The organism is Undibacterium sp. FT79W, assembly GCF_014284215.1.
GTDB lineage: Bacteria > Pseudomonadota > Gammaproteobacteria > Burkholderiales > Burkholderiaceae_D > Undibacterium > Undibacterium aquatile.
The window spans coordinates 241,560-268,464 of record NZ_JACOGB010000006.1; the positions used below are offsets into that span (position 1 = coordinate 241,560).

At 51.4% G+C, this 26,905-nt stretch carries 19 protein-coding genes and 1 riboswitch; of the genes, 9 read left to right on the forward strand and 10 right to left on the reverse strand.

Features of this window, described 5'->3' with window-relative positions; all coding sequences use genetic code 11:
- Positions 1 to 23 precede the first annotated feature (23 nt).
- The 7 genes from H8K38_RS12540 to H8K38_RS12570 all read right to left on the reverse strand — a co-directional run bounded on the left by H8K38_RS12540 (position 24) and on the right by H8K38_RS12570 (position 9,919).
- The gene (locus H8K38_RS12540) at positions 24 to 2,171 is read right to left on the reverse strand and encodes a glycoside hydrolase family 28 protein (RefSeq protein ID WP_186885163.1); all 2,148 of its coding nucleotides are present in this window, start codon (positions 2,169 to 2,171) and stop codon (positions 24 to 26) included.
- Positions 2,172 to 2,195: 24 nt separating this feature from the next.
- On the reverse strand, positions 2,196 to 3,449 hold the full coding sequence (locus H8K38_RS12545) for a porin (protein ID WP_186885164.1): 1,254 nt from the start codon (positions 3,447 to 3,449) through the stop codon (positions 2,196 to 2,198).
- Between the two features lie 425 nt (positions 3,450 to 3,874).
- Complete coding sequence (locus tag H8K38_RS12550; protein ID WP_186885165.1) at positions 3,875 to 4,768, reverse strand: SMP-30/gluconolactonase/LRE family protein; 894 nt, start codon at positions 4,766 to 4,768, stop codon at positions 3,875 to 3,877.
- 15 nt (positions 4,769 to 4,783) lie between these two features.
- Positions 4,784 to 6,142 carry an MFS transporter gene (locus H8K38_RS12555; protein WP_186885166.1) on the reverse strand — a complete coding sequence of 453 codons (1,359 nt, stop codon included), beginning with the start codon at positions 6,140 to 6,142 and terminating at the stop codon, positions 4,784 to 4,786.
- 103 nt (positions 6,143 to 6,245) lie between these two features.
- Positions 6,246 to 7,820: an aldehyde dehydrogenase (NADP(+)) gene (locus H8K38_RS12560; RefSeq protein WP_186885167.1), complete on the reverse strand. Its 1,575-nt coding sequence runs from the start codon at positions 7,818 to 7,820 to the stop codon at positions 6,246 to 6,248.
- Between the two features lie 89 nt (positions 7,821 to 7,909).
- Positions 7,910 to 8,821 carry a 5-dehydro-4-deoxyglucarate dehydratase gene (gene kdgD, locus H8K38_RS12565; protein ID WP_186885168.1) on the reverse strand — a complete coding sequence of 304 codons (912 nt, stop codon included), beginning with the start codon at positions 8,819 to 8,821 and terminating at the stop codon, positions 7,910 to 7,912.
- Between the two features lie 348 nt (positions 8,822 to 9,169).
- Positions 9,170 to 9,919 carry a FadR/GntR family transcriptional regulator gene (locus H8K38_RS12570; RefSeq protein ID WP_186885169.1) on the reverse strand — a complete coding sequence of 250 codons (750 nt, stop codon included), beginning with the start codon at positions 9,917 to 9,919 and terminating at the stop codon, positions 9,170 to 9,172.
- Positions 9,920 to 10,048: 129 nt separating this feature from the next.
- On the opposite strand from H8K38_RS12570, the gene H8K38_RS12575 reads away from it, so the two are divergent.
- Entirely contained in the window at positions 10,049 to 10,894 is an 846-nt protein-coding gene (locus H8K38_RS12575) for a D-hexose-6-phosphate mutarotase (RefSeq protein ID WP_186885170.1), read from the forward strand.
- A gap of 141 nt (positions 10,895 to 11,035) precedes the next feature.
- Here the strand turns inward: H8K38_RS12575 and H8K38_RS12580 are convergent, their stop codons facing one another.
- The 3 genes from H8K38_RS12580 to glyA all read right to left on the reverse strand — a co-directional run bounded on the left by H8K38_RS12580 (position 11,036) and on the right by glyA (position 13,613).
- Positions 11,036 to 11,782: a sulfite exporter TauE/SafE family protein gene (locus H8K38_RS12580; RefSeq protein WP_222610840.1), complete on the reverse strand. Its 747-nt coding sequence runs from the start codon at positions 11,780 to 11,782 to the stop codon at positions 11,036 to 11,038.
- A gap of 14 nt (positions 11,783 to 11,796) precedes the next feature.
- The gene (gene nrdR / locus H8K38_RS12585) at positions 11,797 to 12,270 is read right to left on the reverse strand and encodes a transcriptional regulator NrdR (RefSeq protein ID WP_186885172.1); all 474 of its coding nucleotides are present in this window, start codon (positions 12,268 to 12,270) and stop codon (positions 11,797 to 11,799) included.
- A gap of 92 nt (positions 12,271 to 12,362) precedes the next feature.
- Positions 12,363 to 13,613, reverse strand: coding sequence for a serine hydroxymethyltransferase (glyA, locus tag H8K38_RS12590; RefSeq protein WP_186885173.1), 1,251 nt, complete (start codon positions 13,611 to 13,613; stop codon positions 12,363 to 12,365).
- 145 nt (positions 13,614 to 13,758) lie between these two features.
- A riboswitch (ZMP/ZTP riboswitch) is annotated at positions 13,759 to 13,892 on the reverse strand.
- A 233-nt stretch (positions 13,893 to 14,125) separates the two neighbouring features.
- Between glyA and H8K38_RS12595 the strand changes: the two genes are divergently transcribed.
- The 8 genes from H8K38_RS12595 to ilvD all read left to right on the forward strand — a co-directional run bounded on the left by H8K38_RS12595 (position 14,126) and on the right by ilvD (position 26,788).
- Entirely contained in the window at positions 14,126 to 14,878 is a 753-nt protein-coding gene (locus H8K38_RS12595; RefSeq protein WP_186885174.1) for an SDR family NAD(P)-dependent oxidoreductase, read from the forward strand.
- Positions 14,879 to 15,014: 136 nt separating this feature from the next.
- Positions 15,015 to 15,416, forward strand: a complete 402-nt coding sequence (ybgC, locus tag H8K38_RS12600; RefSeq protein ID WP_186885297.1) for a tol-pal system-associated acyl-CoA thioesterase — start codon at positions 15,015 to 15,017, stop codon at positions 15,414 to 15,416.
- Positions 15,417 to 15,501: 85 nt separating this feature from the next.
- Positions 15,502 to 16,194: a protein TolQ gene (tolQ, locus tag H8K38_RS12605; protein WP_186885175.1), complete on the forward strand. Its 693-nt coding sequence runs from the start codon at positions 15,502 to 15,504 to the stop codon at positions 16,192 to 16,194.
- A 16-nt stretch (positions 16,195 to 16,210) separates the two neighbouring features.
- On the forward strand, positions 16,211 to 16,654 hold the full coding sequence (locus tag H8K38_RS12610) for a biopolymer transporter ExbD (RefSeq protein ID WP_186885176.1): 444 nt from the start codon (positions 16,211 to 16,213) through the stop codon (positions 16,652 to 16,654).
- A gap of 6 nt (positions 16,655 to 16,660) precedes the next feature.
- Positions 16,661 to 18,571: an autotransporter assembly complex family protein gene (locus H8K38_RS12615; RefSeq protein WP_186885177.1), complete on the forward strand. Its 1,911-nt coding sequence runs from the start codon at positions 16,661 to 16,663 to the stop codon at positions 18,569 to 18,571.
- 1 nt (position 18,572) lies between these two features.
- Complete coding sequence (locus tag H8K38_RS12620; protein ID WP_186885178.1) at positions 18,573 to 22,847, forward strand: translocation/assembly module TamB domain-containing protein; 4,275 nt, start codon at positions 18,573 to 18,575, stop codon at positions 22,845 to 22,847.
- A 271-nt stretch (positions 22,848 to 23,118) separates the two neighbouring features.
- On the forward strand, positions 23,119 to 24,789 hold the full coding sequence (locus tag H8K38_RS18635; RefSeq protein WP_304941548.1) for a PAS domain-containing methyl-accepting chemotaxis protein: 1,671 nt from the start codon (positions 23,119 to 23,121) through the stop codon (positions 24,787 to 24,789).
- 133 nt (positions 24,790 to 24,922) lie between these two features.
- A complete protein-coding gene (gene ilvD, locus H8K38_RS12630; RefSeq protein WP_186885180.1) occupies positions 24,923 to 26,788 on the forward strand; it encodes a dihydroxy-acid dehydratase in 1,866 nt (621 codons plus the stop codon).
- Positions 26,789 to 26,905: the final 117 nt, after the last annotated feature.

Below are 26,905 nucleotides of genomic sequence, written 5' to 3' on the forward strand. Positions count from 1 at the left end.
GGCTGCCTGTTGTTCAATCGGATTTATTTGTCCCATCCCGAACCAAAAATATTCGACTGGCCGATGGTCGGGAAGTCGACAAAAGCCTTGCTGCAATCGAGCACCAAATCACCGTCAACCGCCCATGTCGCAACACCATTGACTGTGACGCGATTATCTGTTGATGCCACGATAGGCAGATTCACACCTTTGATTGTGAGTTGCGCATCGGACATCGTCATACGCATTGCAGATGGTGTATCTGCAACGACGTTGTTCATGCTCATCACCAACGGGAAAGCTGGCAGATTAAAGCCACCGGTGTTCGCCTGGAAGCCCTGCAGTTTAATTGCGGAGTCACCCATAATGCGTACATTTTCAAGACGGATGTCATGGAAATTCGGCACCTTAGGACCCGTTGCTGGAAGGCCTTTTGTACTGTAGTAAGTAGTGAACAGCAGTGCGTTGTCGGCGTCTTTAATACAGATGTTTTTGTAATTAATATTGCTGACTTCACCGCCGCGTGCGTAATCGGATTTGATGCGCAGACCTTCTTCAGAATGCTGGAAGGAATTGTCGTACACCTCGACATTTTTTACGCCTGCATTGGTTTCACTGCCAATGGAAATACCATGACCCCAGTAAATGTGGTTATGTGCGATGACTGCGCCAGATTTACGGTCGCTACGGACATCACGACTACCATCAACCGCTGCCAGATTGCTGCCGGCTGGGCTTGGGTTAGATGATCCTTTGATTGCAACGTCGTCGTCACCTGTACTGACATAGTTGTAGACGAAGACGAAGTTTTTCAGATAACCATCAAATGCATGCTTTGCACTGGATGTTGTTGATTTTCCTGTTGTCAATGCGACGATCGTCGGACTGGTTGCTGCACCCGGATCAAAGGCATCTGTATTTTTAACATTGTCTTTGGTATAGGTGTCGCCCGTGTACAAAGGATTGCCGTTACCTGCCGGATTGGCAAATGCCGCCAGCGATGGTGTCTGTACTTTCACACCCCATACGGTAAAGCCGTCAACGCCACTTGGTACAACGTGGAAGTTCGCGCTGTTATTGAGTGTGATGCGATACAAGGTCAGATTCTTCGCATAGTTGAACACCATCATGCGGAAGTTCGATTGCGAACCTGTACCAGTTGTGCCGTTTTGCACCATATTGCCGAGATACGCCAGATCCCACCATGTCATATTCCGGGCTGTGGTTTTCGAATTGACCGTCGTGCCACCGTTGTCACACGCTGTGCCATCCGCCGCTTGTGTACCTTTTGCATAGTTTGCATAGGTATTGGAGCAGCTCATATCGACCTTCATGATCGGATACAGTTTGTCTGTTGTGACGATCTCTGCATAAGCACGGCTATCAATTGAGCCATCACCGACAACTGCTGAGTTGATCAGATTATTACCATTGATCAACGCAAGACAATTGCTGGAGCTACCGGCTTTGCTCGAGCTGACCGCAGTATTGCCGCAGTAAGGGCCTGCCACATTTGGTGCGTAAGCTTTGACGTCGCGTGTTGCATACAGCGTGGCCCCTTTATCGATCCACAATGTCACGCCAGACGGCAATGTCAATGGGCCTGAAATGAAGCCGTTACCCGGGCCTTTACTGTTGACGACCAGTCGTACTGCAAATTTACTGCCGCGATATTGTGGTTTAGCCAGTTCCTCACCGCTGATACCGGCGATGTTTTTATTGGGAACAGCAGCCGCCGTTTGTTGTGCTACCGCGGCGGCATCAGCCGCAGCAATCGCACCACCGACTTCTTTGTCCACGGCAGCGCCGCAGGCATCAAGTGCGCTCTGAATCCGCGCCTGGTCGGGATTAGCGACTGCAGGATCAACCGCAACACCAACACCGGTTTTGGATGGATCTGCTTCTGGCGGCAAGGAACCATCAGGACGACGCACCAGATTATTGCTCGCTTCCAGAGTCGCGCAAACCTGGGCATCCGTTGGCAATTGTGGTTCTGCCGGTAAGTCTGGATCAAAGGTCGTCGTGCCTACTTTAAAGACAGCGCCGGGTGTGTAGCTGACTGCGGTTGCTGTGTTATCGCTGCCACCGCCACCACCGCATGCTGTCAGAAGAAGAGCTGAAGTGAGTGCCGATAACAGTGCCGTCGTTTTAAAGATGCGGCCAGATGTTGTTTCTTGATTTAATTTTTTCATTATTTGGTCTCCGGAAGTGATTTATCAGAAGCGCGCTAACAAACCAACACCGATTGCACGTGGGCTGTTGCCTGGTGCAAAGAAGGCAGTACTGGTTCCCAGATTGTTACTGCGCAGTGAAGACTGACCTAAATTAGTACTGGCTTGAGCGTTATTGTTGATACGCGTCAGATAGATGTATGGCGTCAGGAATTTATTGAGCCTGTAGGTCGCTGCTAAAGACAGTTGTTTGGATTGGAAATCATCCTCAGCAAAACTGTTGATGCCTTTGAGGCCGTTTAATTTTCCGTATCCGAACAGGAACGATGCGTCACCGTAATCTTGCGCCAGCGTCAGAATGACTGCATCCTGCTTCAGCGTTTTGTCGCGGTTGCCAGTGTAGATTGAGCCGACCGATGGATTGATAAATTGAGAGTTGCCAAGGCTGCTGCGTTCATAGCCAAAGCCAACCGTCGTTTTTGTTGGCAGCGTGTAGCTGATGACGGCTTTTGCGTAAGATGTGCTGAGTCCTTCCTGTGCATTCAGAATCACACCGTAGCCGCGTTGCAGCATCGTGGAATCGATACCAGTATTGTTCTGACGATCATAAGCAACACCGATCGCCAGTCCTTCATATTGGTATTTCAGCGCTAATGAATAACGGCTGCGATCACTGCGACTGGCGCGTGCTTCATCGAAGCCATACGATGCACCCGCCTGAAAGCCAAACAATTCCGGAGATAAATAATGTGCAGAATTTTTCATACGTGATTCACCACGGCTGAAAATGCTGTCCTGATTACCGGTCAGTTGGGCGGATGTGTTGTTGAACACGTCCACACCATGTACGGTCATACCCATATTACCGCCCAGTGCGCTGCCGGAGCCAACCAGGCTGCGATAAACAGAGTCACTGTTACCGATCACAAAACGACCGAATTTTTCACTTTGTAAGCCAACGAAGGTATTGCGCGATTCGAGTGTCGCGGTTTGTCCGTTATCGTTGGTTCCTGCTTGTTCAAAGTTATTCAGACCGCCTTCAATTTGCCAGATACCTTTGATGTCGCTGTTGACTTCAACGTTGCCTGTGAAACCGATGCGCGAGTTGCCATCAGAAATACGACCACGACGCTCATACGGTGTGGCACCACCTTTGGCTTCAACCGACTCAATTTGTCCGTTGATAAAACCATAAATACTGACGAAGTTATTGATTTCCGTTGCAAATGCAGTAGGCGCGGTGCAGGCAATTGCCAGCGCTGCCGCCAGAGTGTTTCGTGTTAGTACAGCTTTTTGCATCTTGTTCTCCAGGTGATTACGCAAAGTAGGTAAAGTGAATTGATTCGGGTTCGTCAGAACAGATTTGCTGTCTTATTGCGGAAGTGCAGGCGCAGTTGCGCAGCTGATCAGCGGAGGGAAGCCAAGCGTGTTTGAAAATACAACGGACTTTACGGGGGCAATACAGAGATGGATCGAATCTGTATTTCCCGGAAAAAGGAGGGATGTTGAATTCAGAGTTACGACATCGGACAACTATTTGCAATAAAGATAACTAAATCTGGTGTTCTTGGCTAAACTTTCAAATTTCTAATTAAATGTAGTAAAAAGATAATGTTTTTATGTGAAATAATGTAAGATTTGTTGTATGTTATCGTATCTCATGCTTTTTGGAAACTTTAGTTTTGTATCCGATGCGCTGAAATATCTGTCAGGTTTGGCGGTAGTTAAAACTGAAAACCTGTTTCAGCAATTCCTTGCGCTCCCGGTTTTAGCAGGATAGTTTTTCCCGCCCACTCATCGTTTTGACCCGGCGTCGGGTTGATCGAAGTCACCAGCATCCATTCATAATTCGGACCGCCAAAGCTGCACATCGCCGGTTTTTTCATCGGTAATGCAATCTGCCGATCAACTATGCCTTGCGGTGTGAAACGCAAAATAGCGCCGCCATCGTTGGCGCAAATCCAGTAGCAACCATCAGTATCGACTGCGGCTCCATCGGGGCGCCCCGGCAATTCTTTCATATCTGCAAAGAGACGCCGGTTTGACGGTGTTCCGCTATCAGTATCGTAATCAAACGCCCAGACGAGCTGACTTTGCGGGTGAGAATCTGACAAATACATTGTTCTGCCATCAGGCGACCATGCCAGGCCATTTTGCGTCAGTAATCCAGCTATGACGGGCGCAGACAATCCGTCGTGGCTGGTGTAGCGATACAGCTTGCCGATATTTCTGGCGGCAGCCATGTCCATCCACATGGTGCCGCTCCAGTAACGTCCCTGACGATCACATCTGCCATCGTTGAAGCGTAATCCCGGTTGCGCTTCTGGCAGCGCGACCAGCCGCGTTTCCAATGCATGTATTTCAGCATTCAGTGATAAACGGAATAACCCGGTTTCCATGCCAGCGATCAGATCACCTTGTGCTGAGAACGCAATATTGGCAACCATTTCTGATGTGTTCCAGTAACGGCTCTGCTGCTTGCTGGTGTCGTATTTCCAGACACGTTTCTGGGGGATATCAACCCAGAACCAGGACTGCTGGCTTTCGCACCAGAGCGGGCTTTCGCCTACCACGCAGGATTCGTTGCCGATAACTTCAAGGTTTGCAGATGCTTGCATGTCAATACTCCGGCGTTACAGGTCAGTGATGTCTTTGTGTGCTGGGACTAAGGCTTTCATCACTGCCCACGCCAGCAGATAGGCGACCGCACAGAATGAAAACATGATGGTGTAGCCTGTCTGTATGTGTCCGGCTGCTTTGTAGTAATCAAATAACCAGCCGCCTGATTTTGAAATCAACACACCGCCCAGACCGCCAGCCATGCCGCCGATACCGACCACCGAGGCCACGGCTTTTTTCGGGAACATATCAGAAACAGTGGTGAAGATATTTGCCGACCATGCCTGATGCGCAGAAGCACCTATCCCTATCAGTAATACCGGCACCCAGGAGCTGATATAGCCGAATGGTTGTGCCAGCAATACGACGAGCGGAAATACGGCGATCAGCAACATCGCTCGCATCCGGCCTGTGTACGGAGCCATGCCTTGCTTCATGAAATAGCTTGGTAACCAGCCGCCACCAATACTGCCTACCATCGTCATGCTATACAGTACTGCAAGAGGAATGACGATTTCTGTCTTCTGCATTTTGTACTGGACTTCCAGATATTTTGGCAGCCAGAACAGGAAAAACCACCACACGCCATCCGTCATGAATTTACCGAAGACGAATGCCCATGTCTGGCGATAGCTTAACAACTTCAGCCAGGAAGTTTTTTCAGTCGTGACCGCATCACTGACCGGCGCATCATGTTGCTGGATGTAGTCCAGTTCTGCTTTGCTGAGTCGTTTTTGTTTCTCAGGTTTGTCATACAGAATTTCCCAGGCAACCATCCATGCAAAGCCGATTGCGCCGATGACGATGAAGGCTGTTTGCCAGCCGAATTTTTCGGCAATCCAGGGTACGGTCAGCGGCGCCAGAATCGCACCGATATTCGCGCCGGAATTAAAAATACCGGTTGCGAATGAACGTTCATGTTTGGGGAAATATTCAGCGGTCGCTTTGATTGCAGCGGGAAAATTACCTGCTTCACCGAAGGCGAGAACTGCGCGTGACAACATGAAGCCAGCAACCGACACTGGCACGACTGCTAAGCCAAGCGTTGCCAGTAAGTTTGATGTAGCTTCACCGGCGGGAATGGCGTAAGCATGCAATATCGCGCCAATTGACCAGATCGCGATTGCCAGCGTATAGGCTGCTTTTGTGCCGATTTTATCAATCAGGCGGCCCGCAAAAAGCATGGAAATCGCATAGACGAACTGAAATACAGCGGTGATATTGGCGTAGTCAGTATTTGACCAGCCGAACTCTTTTGATAAATCCGGTGCCAGCAGGCTGAGCACCTGACGATCCAGGTAATTCACTGTTGTCGCAAAAAACAGCAGTGCGCAAATAGTCCATCGGTATTTGCCGATTTGATTAGAACTCATCTGAGTGTCTCCTTGTTACTGTATGTCTACGCACATCTGTTTCGTGTGCTTGGTATACCGCAAACTCCCCTTGGCAGCGTTGCAGCAAAGGGGAGCGATCATATTAATTTTTCAGACTGCCGTCGACCATTCTTGTGAGCTTCCAAGGATTTTCATCACTTAATGCCGGCGGCAAGAGATCAGATGGAATCGCTTGATAGCAGACGGGGCGCAGGAAGCGATCAATTGCCGTGGCACCGACAGACGTACTGCGACTGTTCGATGTTGAAGGGAATGGGCCGCCATGCACCATGGAGTGTGCGACTTCGACACCGGTTGGGAAACCATTGAACAGGATACGGCCGGCTTTCTTTTCCAGACTCGTCAATAATGCACGGGCTGCGACATGATCGTCTGGTGCCGTATGTACGGTTGCAGTTAACTGGCCTTCCAGTTCTTTTGTGACGGCCAGCATTTGCGGCAAATCATCACACAGGATGACCACAGAAGACGGGCCAAATACTTCTTCCTGCAATGCCGGAGTCTGCAGAAAATCGCTGGCTTCGCACACCGATAACATCGCTTGCGCGGCATTTGGAGTGGCTGCTGGCTGACCTTTGGCTGCGATCTGCACGTTTTTCAAATCTGTAATTTTCGCGCAGCCGCTCTGATATGCACCGTGAATACCAGGCGTCAGCATGGTTGTCGCTGGCTTCCCTTCGAGTGCCAGTTTTGCCGCTGCGATAAATTGTTCTGCTGCCGCTGATTTTTGCATCAGCACCAGCCCAGGGTTAGTGCAGAATTGGCCTGCGCCCATCACCAGTGAATCGACAAACTGACTCGCCAGTGCGCTGGCTTTTTCTTCCAATACGGCAGGTAACAGATACACAGGATTGATACTGCTCATCTCTGCATAGACCGGAATAGGCTCTTTGCGTTCGTTGGCTGTTTTCACTAATGCGAGGCCGCCACTACGCGAGCCGGTAAAACCGACCGCCTGAATGACAGGATGTGCAACCAGTTTTTGCCCGACTGCCGCACCCGCGCCAATCAGCATGGAGAACACGCCTTCCGGCATTTGTGAGCTGATCGCTGCTTGCTGGATTGCTGAGCCTACGAGTTCTGATGTGCCCAGATGTGCATTGTGTGCTTTAACGATGACCGGGCAACCGGCAGCCAGTGCTGACGCTGTGTCGCCACCGGCAACGGAGAAGGCTAAAGGAAAATTGCTGGCGCCAAAGACTGCAACCGGACCCAATGCGATTTTCTGCATACGCAGGTCTGGGCGCGGCGGTGTCCGTTCTGGCAATGCCGAGTCCAGCGTTGCTTGCAGGTAGTGACCATCACGCAAAACTTTTGCAAACAGCTTCAACTGATTCACGGTGCGACCACGTTCACCTTCGAGGCGTGCGACTGGCAGACCAGTTTCGGCATGCGCTCTTTCAATCAGCGTTGAACCCAGCGCCATAATGCCATCGGCGATTGCCTCCAGAAATGCGGCGCGTTGTTCCAGCGATGTCAGGCGATAGGCGTCAAATGCTTGTTCAGCCAATTCGCATGCCCGGTTGACCTCAGCTTCTGAGGCGTAACCGAACAATGGTTCCAATTGTTCGTTGGTGGCTGGGTTGATTGCACGGGTGCCGCCAGATTGGCCCATGATGCGCTGACTTCCTATCAGCATTTGTCCTGAAATTTCCATCTTTATTTCTCCGGTGCAGGTGGTCGTTTACCGCAATAACCACCTGAAAACGTTACGTTGACAATACGGGTGATCTTAACGATCGCCGTTTATTGCGCGCCTTGCTTGAGTATCAGTTCGCGCAACATTTCATCTTCGGCTGCCGTCAGGTCAGTCAGTGGTGCGCGGACTGGGCCTGCGCTATGACCGACCAGACGCGCACCTGCTTTAACGATACTGACTGCATAACCTGATTTACGGTTACGGATATCCAGATAAGGCAGGAAGAATTCGTCGATCAGACGATTGGTTGTCGCGTGATCATCTTTGGCGACAGCATGGTAGAAGTCCATCGCCAGTTTCGGTACAAAGTTAAAGACGGCAGAAGAATACACTGGCACGCCCAATGCTTTATAGGCGGCTGCGTAAACTTCGGCTGTTGGCAAACCGCCCAGATAGGTCAGGCGATCACCAAGACGGCGCCAGATAGAAACCATCAGTTCGATATCGCCGATACCGTCTTTGAAACCAATCAGGTTAGGGCAGCGTGCCGCCAGAATTTCAAGCGAGTTCGCCGTTAAGCGACAGATGCCACGGTTGTACACCACGACACCGAAGCTGACCGATTTACAAACTTCTTCAATATGCGCAATCAGACCATCCTGGCTGGCTTCAGTCAGGTAATGTGGCAATAACAAGATGCCGTCTGCACCCAGACGTTCTGCTTCTTGTGCGTAAGCGATAGCAACGCGGGTAGGGCCGCCGGCACCTGCCAGAATAGGTACTTTGCCACGGCATGTGTCAACCGCGACCTTAATGATGCTGCTGTATTCGGATGAAGTAAGTGAGAAAAATTCGCCAGTACCACCAGCGGCAAATAATGCACTCGCGCCATAAGGGGCCAGCCAGTCCAGACGATCCGCATAGGTTTTTGCGTTGAAGTCGCCATTGGCGTCAAAGTCTGTCAGCGGAAAAGACAGAAGGCCGGAAGAGAGGATTTTTTTCAGTTCTTGTGGGTGCATGATGTCTCCAAAAGTAAGCGTCTGGTGATCGGTTTCACCAGAATCATTAAGGTAAATAAAAGTCTGGAAATTTAAATTCAAAAATACATGTACGACATCGTACAACTGATTTTGTGTTGATGCAACACTGAATATTCATAAATTCAATTCAGCTGTTGGTCAGGTGGTTTGTCAGGTGGTTTTTTGAGGGGGCAGGTGCAGCGCTAGGTCAGAGCGCAGAATATCGGAGTTTTATCGTTAGCGTCACTGATTGACCGTGCGCAAAGATACGACCAGCGTAGGTCGGTCACTTTGACCGGCCTTTATTGTCGATGCATGGCAGACCGGGGTTTTTGTATTGCGAAGGATTTACTGCTGATCAGTCTCAAACTTCTGTTGCGCGAGGCGCAAACGTTCGCGGCTATTGCTGAGGTGAGTGCGCATAGCGGCGCGGGCAGCTTCCGAGTCTTTGCGTAAGATCGCATCGTGTATATCTTCATGCTCGCGATTGACTCGTTCCAGATAACTGTTGCTGGCTTCATCGCTCAGCGCTGCGGAGTCCAGGCGTGCACGGGGAATCAGTGTGCTGCCGAGGTCAGAAAGAATATCGACGAAATAGCGGTTGCCGGTTGCTTGCGCAATCAACTGGTGAAAACGCATATCTGCGTTCACGGATTCTGTATCCCGTTGTACATGTCCCAGAATATCTTTTAATGCCAGACTGAGTTCTGCCATTTGCGCGTCGGTACGCCGTAATGCTGCCAGCCATGCCGCTTCGGTTTCAAGGCTGATACGCAACTCCAGAACGTCGAGAACGTCACGCACAGTAACGATGGCTTCTTTATGCAGGCTCAGCGGATTACTTGGCGGTTCCTGAATGAAGGTGCCGATACCGTGACGTGTCTGTACTAAGCCTCCGGCCTGTAAGTGGGAAATCGCTTCCCGGACCACAGTGCGGCTGACCTCGTATAATTCCATGATGGCGGATTCGGTCGGTAATTTATCCCCAGGTTTCAAGGCGCCGCTACGAATTTTTTCGGTGATATTTTCTGCCAGACTTTGCGAGAGGCTCTTATGTTTTCTTCTGGTGTTATTGGGAAATAAGGCTGATTTTTCCATCGCAGTATCTATTCGCCGTAGAGATGATTTTGGCGCGATTGTATAGGAAAACGTCTGTTAAATGTTATACGATGTCGTATAAATGGCGACGTTGTAAGTGAATTGATCAAAATTAATCAAAATTAATCGATGATGAACAACAATAAAAAAACAAATGCAGACTGGATAGCGTTGCATACCAAAAATCATGCGCGATGCAATATCCGTGTTCAAGGCGCACATATCGCCTCCTGGTTACCGGCCGGTCGCGATGAACAGTTATTTATGAGTCGTCTTTCCTCCCCAGATCAGAGTCAGCCTTTGCGTGGCGGCATTCCTGTCATCTTTCCTCAGTTTGCTGACTTGGGGCCATTACCCAAGCATGGATTTGCCCGCACGGCAATTTGGTGGCTTGAGGATGTGCAGCAGAGCGACGATGCGGCAAGCGCGACACTGGTGCTGACGGATACCCCTGAAAGTATGCAGCTTTGGCCGCATTCATTTACTGCAACGATACGCATCACCTTAACCGACCAGGCCTTACAGGTCGATTGGCAAGTGCGGAATGAGGGAGTGCAAACAATGTCGTTTCAGGCTGCGTTGCATACCTATTTCCGCGTCGCAGAAGGGCAATTTGCGACGATACTGGGGCTGGCAAATAGCCCCAGTTACGACAAGCTCACGCAGGCAAATGCAGCGGCAAACGGAGCGAATCAACTGATTGTGAAAAATGCGATCGACAGTATTTATGCGCAAACGCCAGATCATCTGATTTTACAGACCGGTTTTGGCGAGCTGCAAATTGACAAGCATGGTTTTCCCGATACGGTCGTATGGACTCCCTGGGATGAGGGCGCGCGGCAAATTGCGGATCTCGCAGATGATGAAGGGCGTGCGTTCATCTGTGTGGAGGCAGCTTGTGTAAATGTTCCCATTACTCTATCGCCGCAACAAAACTGGAATGCTAGCATGAAGTTGGAATGCTCAGAAGAATAAGCCTACGGTGAGGAACCACATTACTTAGATGACCCGTACCCGAATTGGGGCACAGTACACAGCAAAACATTGTTGTGAAGAGATGTCAGACACAGAATGTGGAGCATGCCATTGCTCTCGCGACCTAAGCACGGCATAAACTTACGCCATCAATCCATCCCACAATAGTTTGACACCAGAAAGCCCGAGCGCTGCGGTTGCGAACAGATAAAACGGACGTTCCGGGATGCGCTGTAAAAGACGCATGCCTATCCACACGCCCACTGGTACCAGCGGCAGCAGTAAGGCTGACATTGTCAGTGTGTCGATGCTGAACAGACCCAGTGCGATGTAAAAAGGCAGTTTCGCCAGGTTGATGACGGAAAAGAAAAAGACCGTGGTTGCGACGAAGGTTTCACGCGGCTGCCGCCATGACAGCAGATAGATCATCACCGGTGGCCCGCCGGCATGCGCCAGTGTGCTGGTAAAGCCAGCACCAACGCCGCTGAGCCAGCCGAAAATACGTGGCGGACGTTGTTCTGTCGTTGCCTGACCGCGATGACGCAGCAGCCGGTCGAGAGTGAAACCGACGGCGATCAGTCCTATCAGGCCTTTCACCAGTTGGTCGGACATGACACCAAAGGCCAGCGTTCCCAGCACGATGCCGACGATGGCGCCCGGTATCAGCACTTTCAGATCACGCCAGTCGGCTTTGCCGCTCCAGGCGCGGATGCCGACCATATCCATCGCGATCAGGATAGGCAGCATCACTGCTGCTGCGTTACGCGGTGAAATCCACAGCGAAAGAAAGGGAACGGCCAGGCCGCCCAATGCACCACCCAGCCCTGATTTAGAAATCCCGGTAATCAGAACCGCAAAGGCGGCAACCAGCCAGCCGGCGGTGTTCATGTGCTCCATGTTGCTTATTTATTTTTTGAAGTTTTGTTGTCGACATTCACTTCTTGTATCGCCTCGGCGAATTCAGAGATGTCTTTAAAGCTTTTGTACACCGAAGCAAAACGGATGTAGGCGATTTTGTCGAGACGTTTTAATTCGTGCATGACCAGTTCGCCCAGATGGACGGACATGATTTCCCGTTCGCCGCTGGAGAGCAATTTTTCTTCTATGCGTTGAATGGCACTGTCGATGGCTTCGGCAGACACAGGGCGTTTGCGCAGCGCAAGCATGAAGCTGGCGCGCAGTTTATTCGATTCATATTCAGTGCGGCTGCCATTTTTCTTGACGATGACAGGCATCACCAGTTCCACCCGTTCATACGTGGTGAAGCGCTTATCACAATCTGCGCAGCGACGGCGACGACGGATAACATTGCCTTCTTCGGAAACACGCGTATCGATGACCTGAGTATCAATATGATGGCAGTAAGGACATTTCATGAATAGAGCCGTAGTGGGTGAGTTTGTCTGTCAGACAGCGACAATTAAAAAAACGCCACTCGGCTGAGTGGCGTTTTGATGGTGACCAGAAATTACTTCGCGTACACAGGGAAAGCGCTGGTCAGTTTTTTTACTTCTGCTTTGACGCGTTCTATGGTTGCCGCATCGTTAGGATTATCCAGTACGTCAGCAATCAGATGACCGACTTTGATTGCTTCTGCTTCTTTGAAACCACGGGTGGTAAATGCCGGGCTGCCCAGACGGATACCAGAAGTGACCATCGGTTTTTGCGGATCGTTAGGGATGCCGTTTTTGTTGCAAGTCATGTGTGCGGAACCGAGGATTGCTTCGGCTTCTTTGCCTGTCAGACCTTTAGGACGCAGATCCACCAGCATCACATGAGATTCAGTATGGCCGGAAACGATGCGCAGACCGCGTTCTGTCAGTGTCTGCGCCAGAGCCGCTGCATTTTTGATGACTTGTTGCTGATATTCTTTGAATTCAGGAGACAGCGCTTCTTTGAATGCAACCGCTTTACCGGCGATCACATGCATCAGCGGGCCGCCCTGAATACCAGGGAAAATCGATGAATTGATTTTCTTAGCGATCGCTTCGTCATTGCTCAGTATGATACCGCCGCGTGGACCGCGCAGGCTCTTATGCGTGGTGGAAGTGACGACGTCAGCAAACGGCACCGGATTCGGATACACGCCCGCTGCGATCAGGCCGGCATAATGCGCCATATCGACCATAAAATACGCGCCGACTTCTTTGGCGATTTTGCCGAAACGTTCAAAATCAATACGCAGTGCAAATGCAGATGCACCAGCGATGATCAGTTTCGGTTTGGTTTCGCGCGCCAGTTTTTCCATCGCATCGTAATCGATGTCTTCCTGTGCGTTCAGGCCGTAAGAAACGACATTGAACCATTTGCCTGACATATTCAGTGGCATGCCGTGGGTCAGATGACCACCTTCAGCGAGGCTCATGCCCATGATGGTGTCGCCCGGATTCAGCAGCGCAAAAAATACGCCCTGATTCGCTTGCGAGCCTGAGTTTGGCTGTACGTTCGCAAAGTTAGCGCCGAACAATTGTTTCAGACGATCAATCGCCAGTTGTTCGACCACGTCAACGTGTTCGCAGCCGCCGTAATAACGTTTACCCGGATAACCTTCGGCATATTTGTTCGTCAGTTGTGAGCCTTGTGCTTCCATCACGGCTGGCGAAGTGTAGTTTTCAGAAGCGATCAGCTCAATGTGATCTTCCTGACGCTGGTTTTCTAATTGTATCGTCGCGAACAATTCGGGATCGATATTGGCGAGAGTATGGTTTTTTGCAAACATGGTTTTCCTGACTATCGTGAGAGTGAGTTAAATAAGTGAATTCAACAAGCGCATTAAACTGTTTAAGTAAACGAGATTGGTGATTGACTTCAATGAGGTGTCAGTCTGACGCGGACGAAGAGAGGCAGCCTCACTACTTTTACCATCAGGCTACCCAGGCGCACGGCTGGGATCACGGAACACAGTAACCCCGACATCTCACGCTTCCCGATGGATCTCCATCTTTTGCAGCCGCCCTGATCGGGATCAGCCACAATTTCGCCAGTCACGTGAGACAAAATGGTGCTGAGATTTTACGTGATGCGCTTTGAATGGGCAAGCCACTCATCAGCACATGAAAGATATGGTTGTTTTGCTAAAAAATGACTGCTTTCGTTTTAATCGCAGTCTGTCTGCCCTGACCTGTATCGTAAAAGCCCTTAGAATAGATATCTGACAGATATTTGTTTCCGGCTACGGCAAACACGGCAAACAAGCGCATTTTTTTATTCAACGGCATAAAGGATTTCAGCATGATCGTATTAATTACTGGTGCAAGCTCAGGTTTCGGCGAAGAAATGGCGCGTAAATTTGTACGCGAAGGTCATCAGGTCATCGCTGCCGCCCGTCGGCTCGAACGTTTGTCTGCTTTGCACGCAGAGCTGGGCGACAAGTTATTGCCGGTTACGATGGATGTGACGCAAAAGTCTTCGATACTGCAGGCGTTGGCAGATTTGCCTGCGGACTGGAAGAAAATCGATGTGCTGATCAATAATGCCGGTCTGGCATTGGGAACCGAACCCGCCCATCTGGCCTCGCAGGAAGAGTGGGAAACCATGATAGACACCAACACCAAAGGTCTGGTGACCGTGACGCGGGCGGTTCTGCCTGACATGGTGGCGCGTAACAGCGGCATGATCATTAATATCGGCTCAATTGCTGGCTCAACCGCTTATCCGGGCGGCAATGTGTATGGTGCGACGAAAGCCTTTGTCGACCAGTTCACCAAGAATCTACGGGCGGATATGGCAGGTACCGGCGTGCGCACGACGAATATTGCACCGGGCTTATGTGGTGGCACTGAATTTTCAAATGTGCGTTTCCGTGGCAATGACGATGCTGCCGCGAAAGTCTATGAAGGCACGGTGCCATTGACTTCGGTCGATATCGCTGAAACCGCCTACTGGATTGCGACTTTACCCGCGCATGTCAACATCAACTATATCGAGATGATGCCGACCTGCCAGGGTTTCGGGCCGCTGAACATCAAACGAAACGTCGTTTGAGCAGATTTTTGCTGAAATAATACTGGGGGGAGTATATTTAAAAGCCCTTTGTTTATGCTGACATTAAGGCGAAACAGGCAGATACTCCCCCTGTTTATGAAAAACACCTAGTTAAAAAAGCGAAAATCAGCTGCTCATCATGAATAATTTCAACTGGAATGTGCGTGTGTATTACGAAGACACGGACGCAGGCGGCATCGTCTTTTATGCGAATTACCTGAAGTTCTTTGAACGTGCCCGCACTGAATGGCTGCGCGCCACCGGCATCCATCAGCAGGAAATGACGCAGGCGCATCAGGTAATGTTTGTCGTCAAAGCAAGCACAGTCGAGTATCATGCACCCGCCAGACTCGACGATGAACTCCGTATCACCGCCGTGGTCGAAAAGCTCGGACGGGCGTCGATCGTGTTTGCCCAGGAAGCCTGGTGCGGCGAGCGCCTGCTGGCCAGCGGCAAGATTAAAGTCGGCTGCGTCGGCACGGAAAGCTTGCGCCCGGCAGTCATCCCGGATGTGGTCGCGGAAAAAATTTCTGCCTGATCTGCCTGATGTGGCTGGCGCTTGCCAGGCGATCAGAATGTACTTTTTACCCTTTGTTATTTGTTGTTCTCAACTCTGATTCAATATGAACGTTACTCAAGACCTTTCTTTTTTAAGCCTGATCAGTAATGCCTCAGTACTGGTGAAACTGGTCATGTTGATTCTGCTGGGCGTGTCCCTGACCAGCTGGACCTATATCTTCAGCAAAATGTTTGCGATCAAAAAGGCACGTGCGCAGACCGAAATCTTTGAACGGAATTTCTGGTCCGGCGGCAATCTGGTCGAGCTGTATCAGGATGCCACCAGCAACCGTCGCGGTCGCGATAAAACCGGTTCGATGGAACGTATTTTTGAAGCCGGTATGAGCGAATACCATAAAGTCAAAAACGCGAATAAAGCCTCGCTCGATGCCAGCGCGATGCTCGATGGTGCCCGCCGTGCGATGCGCGCCGCGTATCAGCGTGAAATGGATATGCTGGAAGCGCATTTATCTTTCCTCGCTTCGGTCGGTTCAGTGTCGCCTTATATCGGTTTGTTCGGTACCGTCTGGGGAATTATGAATTCTTTCCGTGGTCTGGCAAATGTGCAGCAAGCGACGCTGGCTGCGGTGGCGCCGGGTATTGCAGAGGCGTTGATTGCGACTGCGATCGGTTTGTTTGCCGCGATTCCGGCGGTGCTGGCGTACAACCATTATTCGCATGACATTGATCGTCTGGCGATTCGTTTTGAAACTTTTATTGAAGAGTTCTCCAACATTCTTCAGCGTCAGTCACGTTAATGCAAAGTGAGTCAGCATGAGTTATCTGCGTGGCGAACGTAAACGCAAATTCAAGGCCGAAATTAACGTTGTTCCCTACATCGACGTGATGCTGGTATTGCTGGTGATTTTCATGGTGTGCGCACCGATGACCAATCCCAGCGTGATCAATTTGCCGACGGCTGGTCAATCGACACAGCCGCCGTCAGAATATATTGAAGTCACTTTGCGACCGAATGAGCTTGCAACCATCAGCGTCAATAGCAAAAATGGCAGCAATGGTAATAACCGCCAGGAAAGCAAAGAAGAGGCGAAAAATCGTCAGCAGTTGATGTCGAAACTGCGTGAATATCACGAAGCAAAGCCCGATCTGTCGGTGCTGGTTTCTGCGGATAAAGGCATCATTTATGACGATGTGGTGCAGGTGATTTCTGAAGCCAAAAAACTGGGTATCAATCGCGTCGGGTTGGCGACAAAATAAATCAGCATGATGCCCATTCGCAAATGCCTGGGTTTTTCCAGCTGGCTGTTATACGCAGCGGTAATATACGCAGCGGTAATACCTGTTTTTGCACAGGAAAAACCAGTGTTGCCGCCAGCTGTGCCGCTGGCGCAGACACAGGCAGCACCAGAATCGGAGAGTGTCACTGATGGTGATGCGGACGTCGTCATTCGAAGTACCAGTGGACGTTTCCGTTTGCAGGCAGCGAACACTGACTGGGCCAGTCTGCTGCGCGAGCATATCGCTGAATTTTCCGGCAGCAGCGAAGCGCAGAATGTCACACCGGGCTTGATCCGCCGCTTACGCCAGGACATCAGCGGTATTCTCGCCACAGAGGGTTATTTCTCACCGCAGATAGAATTTCGTAATCTCGACGACGTCGCTACTACGGCCAATTCAAATTCAGCCAATGCAAATGTCGCCGAAAAAGTGATTGAGGTTGTGGTCGATGCCGGGCAACGCACCGGCATAGAAAATGTCACGCTGACTTTTCAGGGCCCGTTTGCCGATGCACTTGCAGCGGATGATGCGATCGCAAAACAGCGGCGTATTGGTCTGATCGAAGACTGGGGGCTCGGTGTCGGGCAATTTTTCCGTGAGTCTGACTGGCGCGATGCCAAAACACAGCTGACCGAAACACTGCGTTCCGACGTCTATGCCGCTGCGCGGATTACGGACAGTGCAGCGAACGTCGACGCCGATAATTATCGCGCCGATTTACAGGTCGAAGTCGATAGCGGGCCACCATTTTTTCTGGGCGAATTACGCGTCACCGGTTTGCAACGCTATCCGCAATGGTTGCTCGATCGCTATCAGCCACCGGTGCGCGGCGAAGCCTATTCACGCAGTCGCTTACTCGAATTTCAGCGCAATTTACAAAACTCGCCTTATTTTGGAACAGTGGCGGTATCGATAGATCCTGATCCTGAAAAAGCCGCCGCAGTACCGGTTGAGGTGAACCTGATCGAGCGCAAAGCGCGTGATCTCAGTTTCGGTGTCGGTTACAGCAGCAATACCGGTTTTCGCGGCGAGATCGCTTATCGCGACCGCGACATCCTTGAAAAAGCATGGGATCTGCGCAGCGCGATACGGATAGAACAAAAGCGTCAGCTGGGCTATGCCGATATTTATTTACCGCCGCACGACAATAAACTCGATTCGTTCGGTGTGATCATGGACAGGCAGGACGTTTCCGGTGTGAAGTCCTTACGCAATGCCGTCGGGATCAAACGCACGAATACCCACGGCCATATCGAACAAAGGCTGGCGCTGAAACTGATACGCGAACGAAAAGAGGTTGAGGGCGAAGCTGATTCCGTCAGCAAGGCGCTGGTTGCAAGCGTAGGCTGGACCTGGCGTGACGTGGATAATGCGTTTGCGCCGCGCCGTGGTGAGATTTACCAATTCGATCTGGATATTTCCGAAAAAGCCTTGTTATCCGATCAGCGTTTCATCCGTAGTTACGGTAAATATCAGCGCTGGATACCGGTCGGGCGCACCGATAGCGTTATTCTGCGAGCCGAAGCCGGTCAGGTTTTTTCTCCGAAAAATGAAGGCATTCCTGAAGATTATTTATTCCGTACCGGCGGCAGTTCAACGGTGCGTGGTTATGCTTACCAAAGTCTGGGTGTTCAGCATCCGAGCGCCGTTACTGGTGGGCGTGTGATGGGCGTTGCCAGCGCTGAATATGTACACTGGCTCAACAGCACCTGGGGTGTCGCCAGTTTTGTTGATGCCGGTGATGCCGCCGACAGTTGGAAGAAATTCAGTTTGCATAAATCGCTGGGTGTCGGTGGCCGTTATCACACACCGGCGGGGCCGATTGCGCTTGATCTTGCTTATGGTTTGCAAACCAGAAAAGCGCGCCTGGATTTTTCTATCGCGATTGCCTTCTGATATGACCGACATCGAAAAAACAGAGACACCGGCCAACCCTGAACAGACGACTGCAAGTATTCCGCCTGCACGTCAGCGGCGCTCGTGGCTATTTCATTTTTTCTGTGTACTGGTTTTGCTGTTACTTTGCTGCGGACTGCTGCTGACCTGGATTGTGAAAACCGAGAGTGGCAGCCGGAGTTTATTTGCCCTGATTGATTATGTGAGTTTGGGTAGTCTCAAAGCGAGTGGCATCCGGGGCAGTATCGGCGATGACATTCAGATTGATGAGTTGCTGCTGAAAACGCCAACGCTGGAAATCAAAGCCAGCGGCGTGCAGTTAAGCTGGCATCCTGCTGCTTTATGGCGCAAGCAAGTGCTGGTTGATCGCTTGCAGGCCAGCTCTTTGCTGGTGGCGACCGCATCCAGCAACACGCCTGCAAGTTTGCCCACCGATCTGGGGTTACCGTTTGCATTGCAGGCGCGTGAGTTGGCGCTGGGACGGCTGGTGGTGGCCGATATTCTCGCTGGTGGTAAACAAAAAGAAGTCGTGATGCTGACCGCGCTGAAGGGCTCATTAGAATTCGTCGCACAGCAATATCGTGCGCAACTGGCGTTAAGCTCACCGTGGGGAAATGCCAACGTAACATCGGCAACGATGGCGAGTCAGCGTCCATTTGCTATCAAGGGCAATGCGCTGTTGCAGGGGCAAGTTAGGGCCGATGTGCCGCCAGTCGCAGCACAACTTCAGGTTGCTGGCAGCCTGCAGGAACTGCAACTCGCTTTGCAGGCGCAATTGCAGGAAAAATCTGGCGCACCAGCGCTTGCTGCCGATGCCGAAAAAAAAGCACTGACGAATAAAAAAACAGCAGACCTTAATGGCACGGCCAGCGCGTTGATTGCACCATTCGACGCACAGATATTCAAAAGCGCCCATGTCGATATTCAACATTTCAATCCGGCTGCCTGGGCCAGCGCCGCACCGCAAGCCGATCTGCGGCTGCTGGCAGATTTGCGACCAAAATCAGCGCAAAAAGTACAGCAAAAAGCGCCTCAGAATATCGAAAAAAATATTACAAAAAGTACTGCGAAAAATATCATTCAGCCAGCCTCAGCCAACTATGTTGAAGGCGAAATTTCTGTCACGAATGCTGCATCCGGCCCACTCAACAGAAATGCGATACCGCTTCGTTCAGTCAGTGCGAGCCTGAACTGGCAAGCGACGCATCTGGATTTCAGCAATCTGGTCGTGCAAGTCGAAAGTAAAGGCCAGATTCGTGGTGATGCGAGCCTTGATCTGCAGGGAGCCGCGACCCGGGCGCAAGCCCAGCTGAGCCTAACGAATATTGATCTGAAGCAGATCGATCAGCGCTTGCACAGCACACACATTAATGGCAGTGCCAAAGTGCAGACGGCGGCAAATCAGACCATCCTGACACAGGCACAACTGAGTGACGGTAAAGCACGCCTCAATACCGAACTCAGCTACGATCTGAATAAAGTATTGCTGAGCTTAAGCAAATTTGAATTACAGGCGGAAGACTCCCGGCTGGATGCGAAGGGGGAGATAGCTTTCAGCGGCAATCAGGTATTTCATTTCAAAGGCAATCTCAGTAATTTTGATCCTGCCCGTTGGATGGCGACACCAGGCGGACGCTTGCAGGCGGACTTCAGTACCGATGGACAATTGCAGCCACGTTTGCAATTGCAGGTGAAGCTGCCTGCGTTGCAGGGGCAATATGCGGGGCAGCCGGTGCAGGGGAATGTTGATTTGCTGTGGCGTCAGGATCAGCAATTAACATTGCGGCAGCTAGATCTGCGCTGGGGTAAAAATGTGCTGAAAGGGAAGGGGGCATGGGGCGCTGTGGGCGACGTGCTGACGTTGAATCTCGATGCGCCGGAATTATCCGAATTAAATACCTTGTTCGGCAGCGGCTCACTGGCCTTCGGCGGCAAGTTGAAAGCCGATGTGCAGTTGCAGGGGCGCTTTAATGACATGGCGGGTAGCCTGACGACGGAGGCGGAACAACTCAGTTTCTCGCAAAATAATAAAACCTACACCATTGCAAAATTATCCGGCAAGCTCAGCCTGAGTAAAGGTCTGGATGGTCAGATTGATGGCGACATCAGTGCGCAGCAACTAGGTGGCGATTTTCCTGTCTTGAATGATGCCGATCTGTCTGGCGTCGTACAGAAAGAAAAAATACGGCAACTGCATGTGCAGCTCAAAGGTAAAAAAGCGGCGCATACCTTGCAGGCTGAGGTCGCATTCAGCGGCAAACAGCAATTGAATCTTGCCGCGAATGGCGCGCTTAATGCCGGTGCTAAAAATGATCTGAGTCATTGGGAATGGAAAGGACAATTGCAGTCACTGACGCTGACGGGGAAGCCTGACTTGCGTTTAGTGAGTCCTGCCAGTTTGCAGATAACACCAGATTCATTGCGCCTTGGCAGTCTGCAATTGCAAAGTGAACTGGCGAAGCTGACCTTGGATCATTTTGAATGGTTGCCGGGAACGCTGACAACCAAGGGCAGTATGAGCGACGTGCGTCTGTTGGATGTGGTCAACCTGTTCCGGCCACAATACACGGTCACCGGAAATCTGAAACTCAATGCCAAATGGGATCTGCAACTGAAAGACAGTGTGCGCGGCGATATCCGTATCGAGCGGCAAAGCGGAGATCTGCGCTTCAATGATCCTGACGGTACCGGTACCCCAGTGCCCCTTGGCATACGTAATGTGCTGATGCAATTACGCATGGGCGGTCTGGTTGCTGGTACCGATGGCGAACGTATGCAACTGACGGCAACAGCCGATGGCTCTCGTCTGGGGCAGTGGCAGGTGAATGCCGATTCTGTTCTGAGCAAACAAGACGGTCGATGGACGATCTTGTCCGGTGCCGGATTAAACGGACGCATCAAGGCATTGATTCCTGATCTTGAATGGCTGGGCCCATTGATTAATCCCGGCGTTGTACTGAAGGGAAAATTAAATGTGGATGGTATGCTGATGGGAACGATAGGCAAGCCACGTTATCGTGCGGATGTCAGCGGTCGTGAGCTGGAACTTGCATTTGCGTCTGAGGGCTTGTTACTGCCAAACGGCATATTGGAAGCGCATGTTGAAGACGATCGACTGACACTCAGTCAATTGCAGTTTTCAAATACGGTGACCATGTTGCCACCACATGCGCAGTTTAAAGGTGTGGACATGCTTGGCAAACGCGGGGAATTCAATGCCAGCGGCGAAATTGATATCGGTAAAGAAACCGGTTCGATACAGGCGCAATGGCAGCAGTTCCCGATGTTGCAGCGTAAAGATCGCTGGCTGGTGGTATCTGGGCAGGCCAGTATTATTGAGTCGAAAAATATCTGGAGTCTGACCGGAAAAGTGATGGCGGATGGCGCCTATTTTAAATTGCCTAAAATGCCGCCACCAAGTTTATCCAGCGACGTTCACGTCACGCGAAAATCGGATAAACGTGAATCCAGAACGGCAGATGCAGCGCCAGCGAAGAAGGGCCTGAAAACCCGTGTTGATGTCAGCTTTGACATGGGACCCCGTTTTGTTTTTGTTGGTCGCGGACTCGATACCGGGCTGGCGGGTAGTTTGCGCATGCGCTCGATTGATGGCAGTCCCTTGCAGGCAACCGGCACGATCAATACGGTCAGAGGTGTGTACGAAGGTTACGGGCAACAGCTCGCGATAGAGCGCGGCATCCTGAATTTTCAGGGGCCACCGGCGAACCCCGGACTGAATATCCGCGCCTTGCGTCAGGGCTTGGCAGTGGAGGCTGGCGTTGAAGTGGTGGGCAGTGTCGCCGCACCGCAAGTTCGCCTGGTATCAGAGCCTGCCGTGCCTGATGCTGAGAAATTATCCTGGCTGGTATTGGGACGTGGTTCCGATCAGTTAGCCGGTGGCGATGCTTCTTTACTGATGTCGGCTGCGACCGCGATCTTCGGCGGCGATGGCAGCCGGAATATTCCGCGCGATATTGTGCAAGGGTTGGGCTTTGATGAATTCTCAATTGGTGCTGCCGGACAGAATTCGTCGTCACATGTTCCGGTACAGACGGTGGCTGGCGCTACTGGCACCAGTAGTTCTTCCGGCAGTGATAAGGTCGTTAGCGTTGGAAAAAGACTGATGCCGGGGCTTGTGCTTTCTGTGGAGCGTGGTCTTGGCGACGCCAGCGGTGCGATTCGTCTGAGCTGGCAATTAACCCGCCGCATCACGGTGATTGGGCGCGCAGGCAATGAGTCGGCAGTGGATGTGACTTACACTTTTTCTTTTAATTAAGACTGATGCAAAACGGCTCCAGCAGCGTTGTGGCTGCTGGTCGTAACAATTTCGCATCAGTCCTGAGTCTCTCAGGCTGATTGGTGACGCAGTCTTCATGCTACTGAACATCTTCGCCTCCAACTCGCCGCCAACATGTCGCCTATCTCAGATCAGTTTTTTTTACCAGTACAAATCTTGATCCAGATCTAGTAATCAACGGATGACATTCGACCGCTGTTGTAAATTGTTCTGTGCAAACAGCGTCGCAGCATAAGCTTGCGAATGATCAATGGTGACCAATTTACGCAATGCCATGATGGCGGGCTATTTTTTCCGTCTTCCAGTTTTTATTGCGTTTAAAGGTTTGCTTATGTCTGACAATGTTGCGGCTATTGGTAAAGAGTATGTTTTGCAAGATCATGAAACCATCGTTTCCAAAACAGACATCAAAGGCCGGATTACCTATGTGAGTGATGATTTTGTCCGCATCAGCGGATTTTCTGCCGAAGAATTAATCGGTGCTCCGCATAATATTGTTCGCCATCCCGATATGCCTCCCGCCGCTTTTGCCGATTTATGGGCGACGGTTAAAAGTGGGCGCGCCTGGTCCGGGCTGGTCAAAAACCGTTGTAAAAACGGTGATTATTACTGGGTTGAGGCGACGGCTGCGCCACTGATGCACAACGGTCAGATCGTCGGTTTTACCTCAATACGTGTGAAGCCGGATCGCGAGCAGGTTCGCGCGGCAGAATCTGCCTATCTGGCGATAAAGACTGGCGACAAATCTGTACGCATCAGTGATGGTGCAGTGGTTCCGGTTCCTTTGTTTAAAGGAGCGGCTTATTTCTCCGGCCTCAGTGTGTGTGCCTTGCTGAATTTGTATGCGATCGCGATGCTGGTCTTGCTGAGTGTGATTACCGTTCTGAGTCTGGGGCCGGATTTTACCGGTACGGATTATGTGATCGCTGGTTTAAGTTTGTCGGCAGGCGCGGCGACCTTACTGGTATTGCAGCGTCTGCGGCGGCAAGTGGTGCAGCCTTTGCTGATGCTGGATGACTGCATACAAACGATGACGTCTGGCGATTTATCCGTCACGATCCGCGCCGGCGGCGCAAATGAAGTCGGACGCGTGACGCAGTCATTACGCGTGTTACAAACGAATATCAAATTGCTGATCGGGCAGATCAAGCAAACCACCGAGCATGTCCGCAACGGTGCCAGCCAGGTGGCGGCCGGTAACGCTGATTTGTCTTCCCGCACTGAAACACAGGCAAGTTCGTTGGAAGAGACCGCGTCGTCCATGGAAGAGCTGACTTCCACCGTCCGACAAAACGCCGACAATTCAAAACAAGCCAGTCACATCGTGATGTCTGCTGCGCAAGTGGCGGAAAAGGGCGGTGTTGCGGTGGCGAATGTGGTTAACACGATGGGTGCGATTAAACAGAGTTCGGGCAAAATTGCGGACATCATCACTGTGATTGACGGCATCGCGTTTCAGACAAATATTCTGGCATTGAATGCTGCCGTCGAAGCTGCCCGTGCCGGGGAGCAAGGGCGTGGTTTTGCCGTAGTTGCCAATGAAGTGCGGCAGCTTGCACATCGTAGCGCTGACGCTGCGAAAGAAATCAAAGACCTGATACAAGAGTCCGTCACGCAAATAGAACAAGGCGCACGTTTGGTGGATGAAGCCGGGCATACGATGGAGGAAATCGTCAGCAGCGTGAAGCGTGCCGCCGACATCATGCATGAAATTACCAGCGCCAGTCAGGAACAGAGTGCCGGGATTCATCAGATTAATGATGCGGTGACGCAAATGGATGATATGACGCAAAAAAATGCGGCGTTAGTCGAGCAGGCGGCGGCATCTGCCGATGGCTTAAAAGGGCAATCGCTTACCTTAATTTCGCTGGTGAATTCATTTAAACTGGTCAAGACAGTCCAGCGCCGGGGCGCTGCGTGAATCAACTGACTTTTCAGTTTTTCCTGTCAATTAATATATTTAAAGTATGAATATGAATTAAATTTGATATTTGACATATATAACGTTGAAGTGCACTCTCGCTGTTCCACATCTGATTCTGCAGGAGAAAGCTATGCCGCAATACCGTTCACGCACCACCACACATGGCCGCAACATGGCGGGCGCCCGCGCACTCTGGCGCGCGACTGGCATGAAAGACGGCGATTTCGATAAACCTATCATCGCTGTCGTCAATTCATTTACACAGTTCGTGCCTGGGCATGTGCATCTGAAAGATCTGGGACAACTCGTTGCGCGTGAAATTGAAGCGGCTGGCGGTGTCGCCAAAGAATTCAATACGATTGCCGTCGATGACGGTATTGCGATGGGTCACGGCGGTATGCTGTATTCATTGCCGTCGCGCGATCTGATTGCCGATTCCGTCGAATATATGGTGAACGCGCATTGTGCCGATGCGATGGTTTGCATTTCCAATTGCGACAAAATTACGCCGGGCATGTTGATGGCAGCGATGCGCATCAATATTCCTGTGGTGTTTATTTCCGGCGGCCCGATGGAAGCGGGCAAGGTGCTGAAGGTGGTGGATGGCGCGAAAAAAGTGATCAAGCTCGATCTGATTGATGCCATGATCAAAGCCGGTGACAGCTCTGTCAGCGACGCCGACGTGGCAGAGATCGAACGCTCTGCCTGCCCGACTTGCGGTTCCTGTTCCGGCATGTTTACCGCGAATTCGATGAACTGTCTGACTGAAGCGCTGGGGTTGGCATTGCCGGGCAATGGCACCATCGTTGCAACGCATTCTGATCGTAAAGATTTGTTTTTACATGCAGGTCGCCTGATCGTTGATCTGGCAAAACGCTATTACGAGCAGGATGATGCATCGGTCTTGCCACGCAATATCGCGTCGAAAGCCGCATTTGAAAACGCGATGGCGCTCGATGTGTCTATGGGTGGCTCCACCAACACGGTGTTGCATTTGCTGGCGGCAGCGAATGAGGCTGGGGTTGAATTCACCATGGCGGATATCGACCGCATTTCGCGCAAAGTGCCTTGCCTGTGCAAAGTGGCGCCGATGACGGATAAATTCCACATCGAAGACGTGCATCGTGCTGGTGGCATCATCAGTATTCTGGGGGAATTGGCGCGTGCCGGTTTGCTCGATACTTCGTTACCGACGATACACAGCAAAACCATGGGCGAGGCGATTGCGAAATACGATATCGCGGTCAGCAATGATGCTGCCGTTCAGCAGTTGTTCCGCGCTGCGCCGGGTGGCGTGCCGACGCAGGTCGCGTTTTCGCAATCGGAACGTTTCGGTCAGAACGATACCGACCGCAGCACAGGTTGTATCCGGGATAAAGCGCATGCGTATTCGCAAGATGGCGGTCTCGCGGTGTTGTACGGCAATCTGGCTGAAAAAGGCTGCATCGTCAAAACGGCGGGTGTTGATGAAAGTATTCTGAAATTCACCGGTAAAGCGCGCGTCTTTGAAAGTCAGGATGCGGCGGTCGAAGCGATCCTCGGTGACACCGTGCATGAAGGCGATGTGGTCGTCATTCGTTACGAAGGGCCGAAAGGCGGACCTGGTATGCAGGAAATGCTGTATCCGACCTCGTATATCAAATCTAAAGGTCTGGGCAAGGCCTGCGCCTTGTTTACCGATGGCCGCTTCTCTGGTGGCTCGTCTGGCTTGGTGATCGGTCATGCATCGCCGGAAGCGGCAGAAGGCGGCGCGATAGGTCTGGTGGAAGAGGGCGATATCATCGAGATCAATATTCCTGAACGCACCATCCATCTGCGTGTCAGCGATGCGGATCTCGCCGCCCGTCGCAGCGCAATGGAAGCGCGTGGCGATGCAGCATGGTTGCCAGTTAATCGCGACCGTTATGTCTCGCAGGCATTGCAGGCGTATGCAGCGTTGGCAACGTCAGCGGATCGCGGTGCCGTGCGTGATTTGTCGCAGTTAAAGCGCAAATAAACTGAAACGGACATTCGCCAGACATCTGTCGGCGGATGCGGGTTTTGCCTGATATGAGCCGGAATGCCAACAGGGTGATAGCGTCAGCTGCACCCTGTTTTTTATTCCGGATAAGGC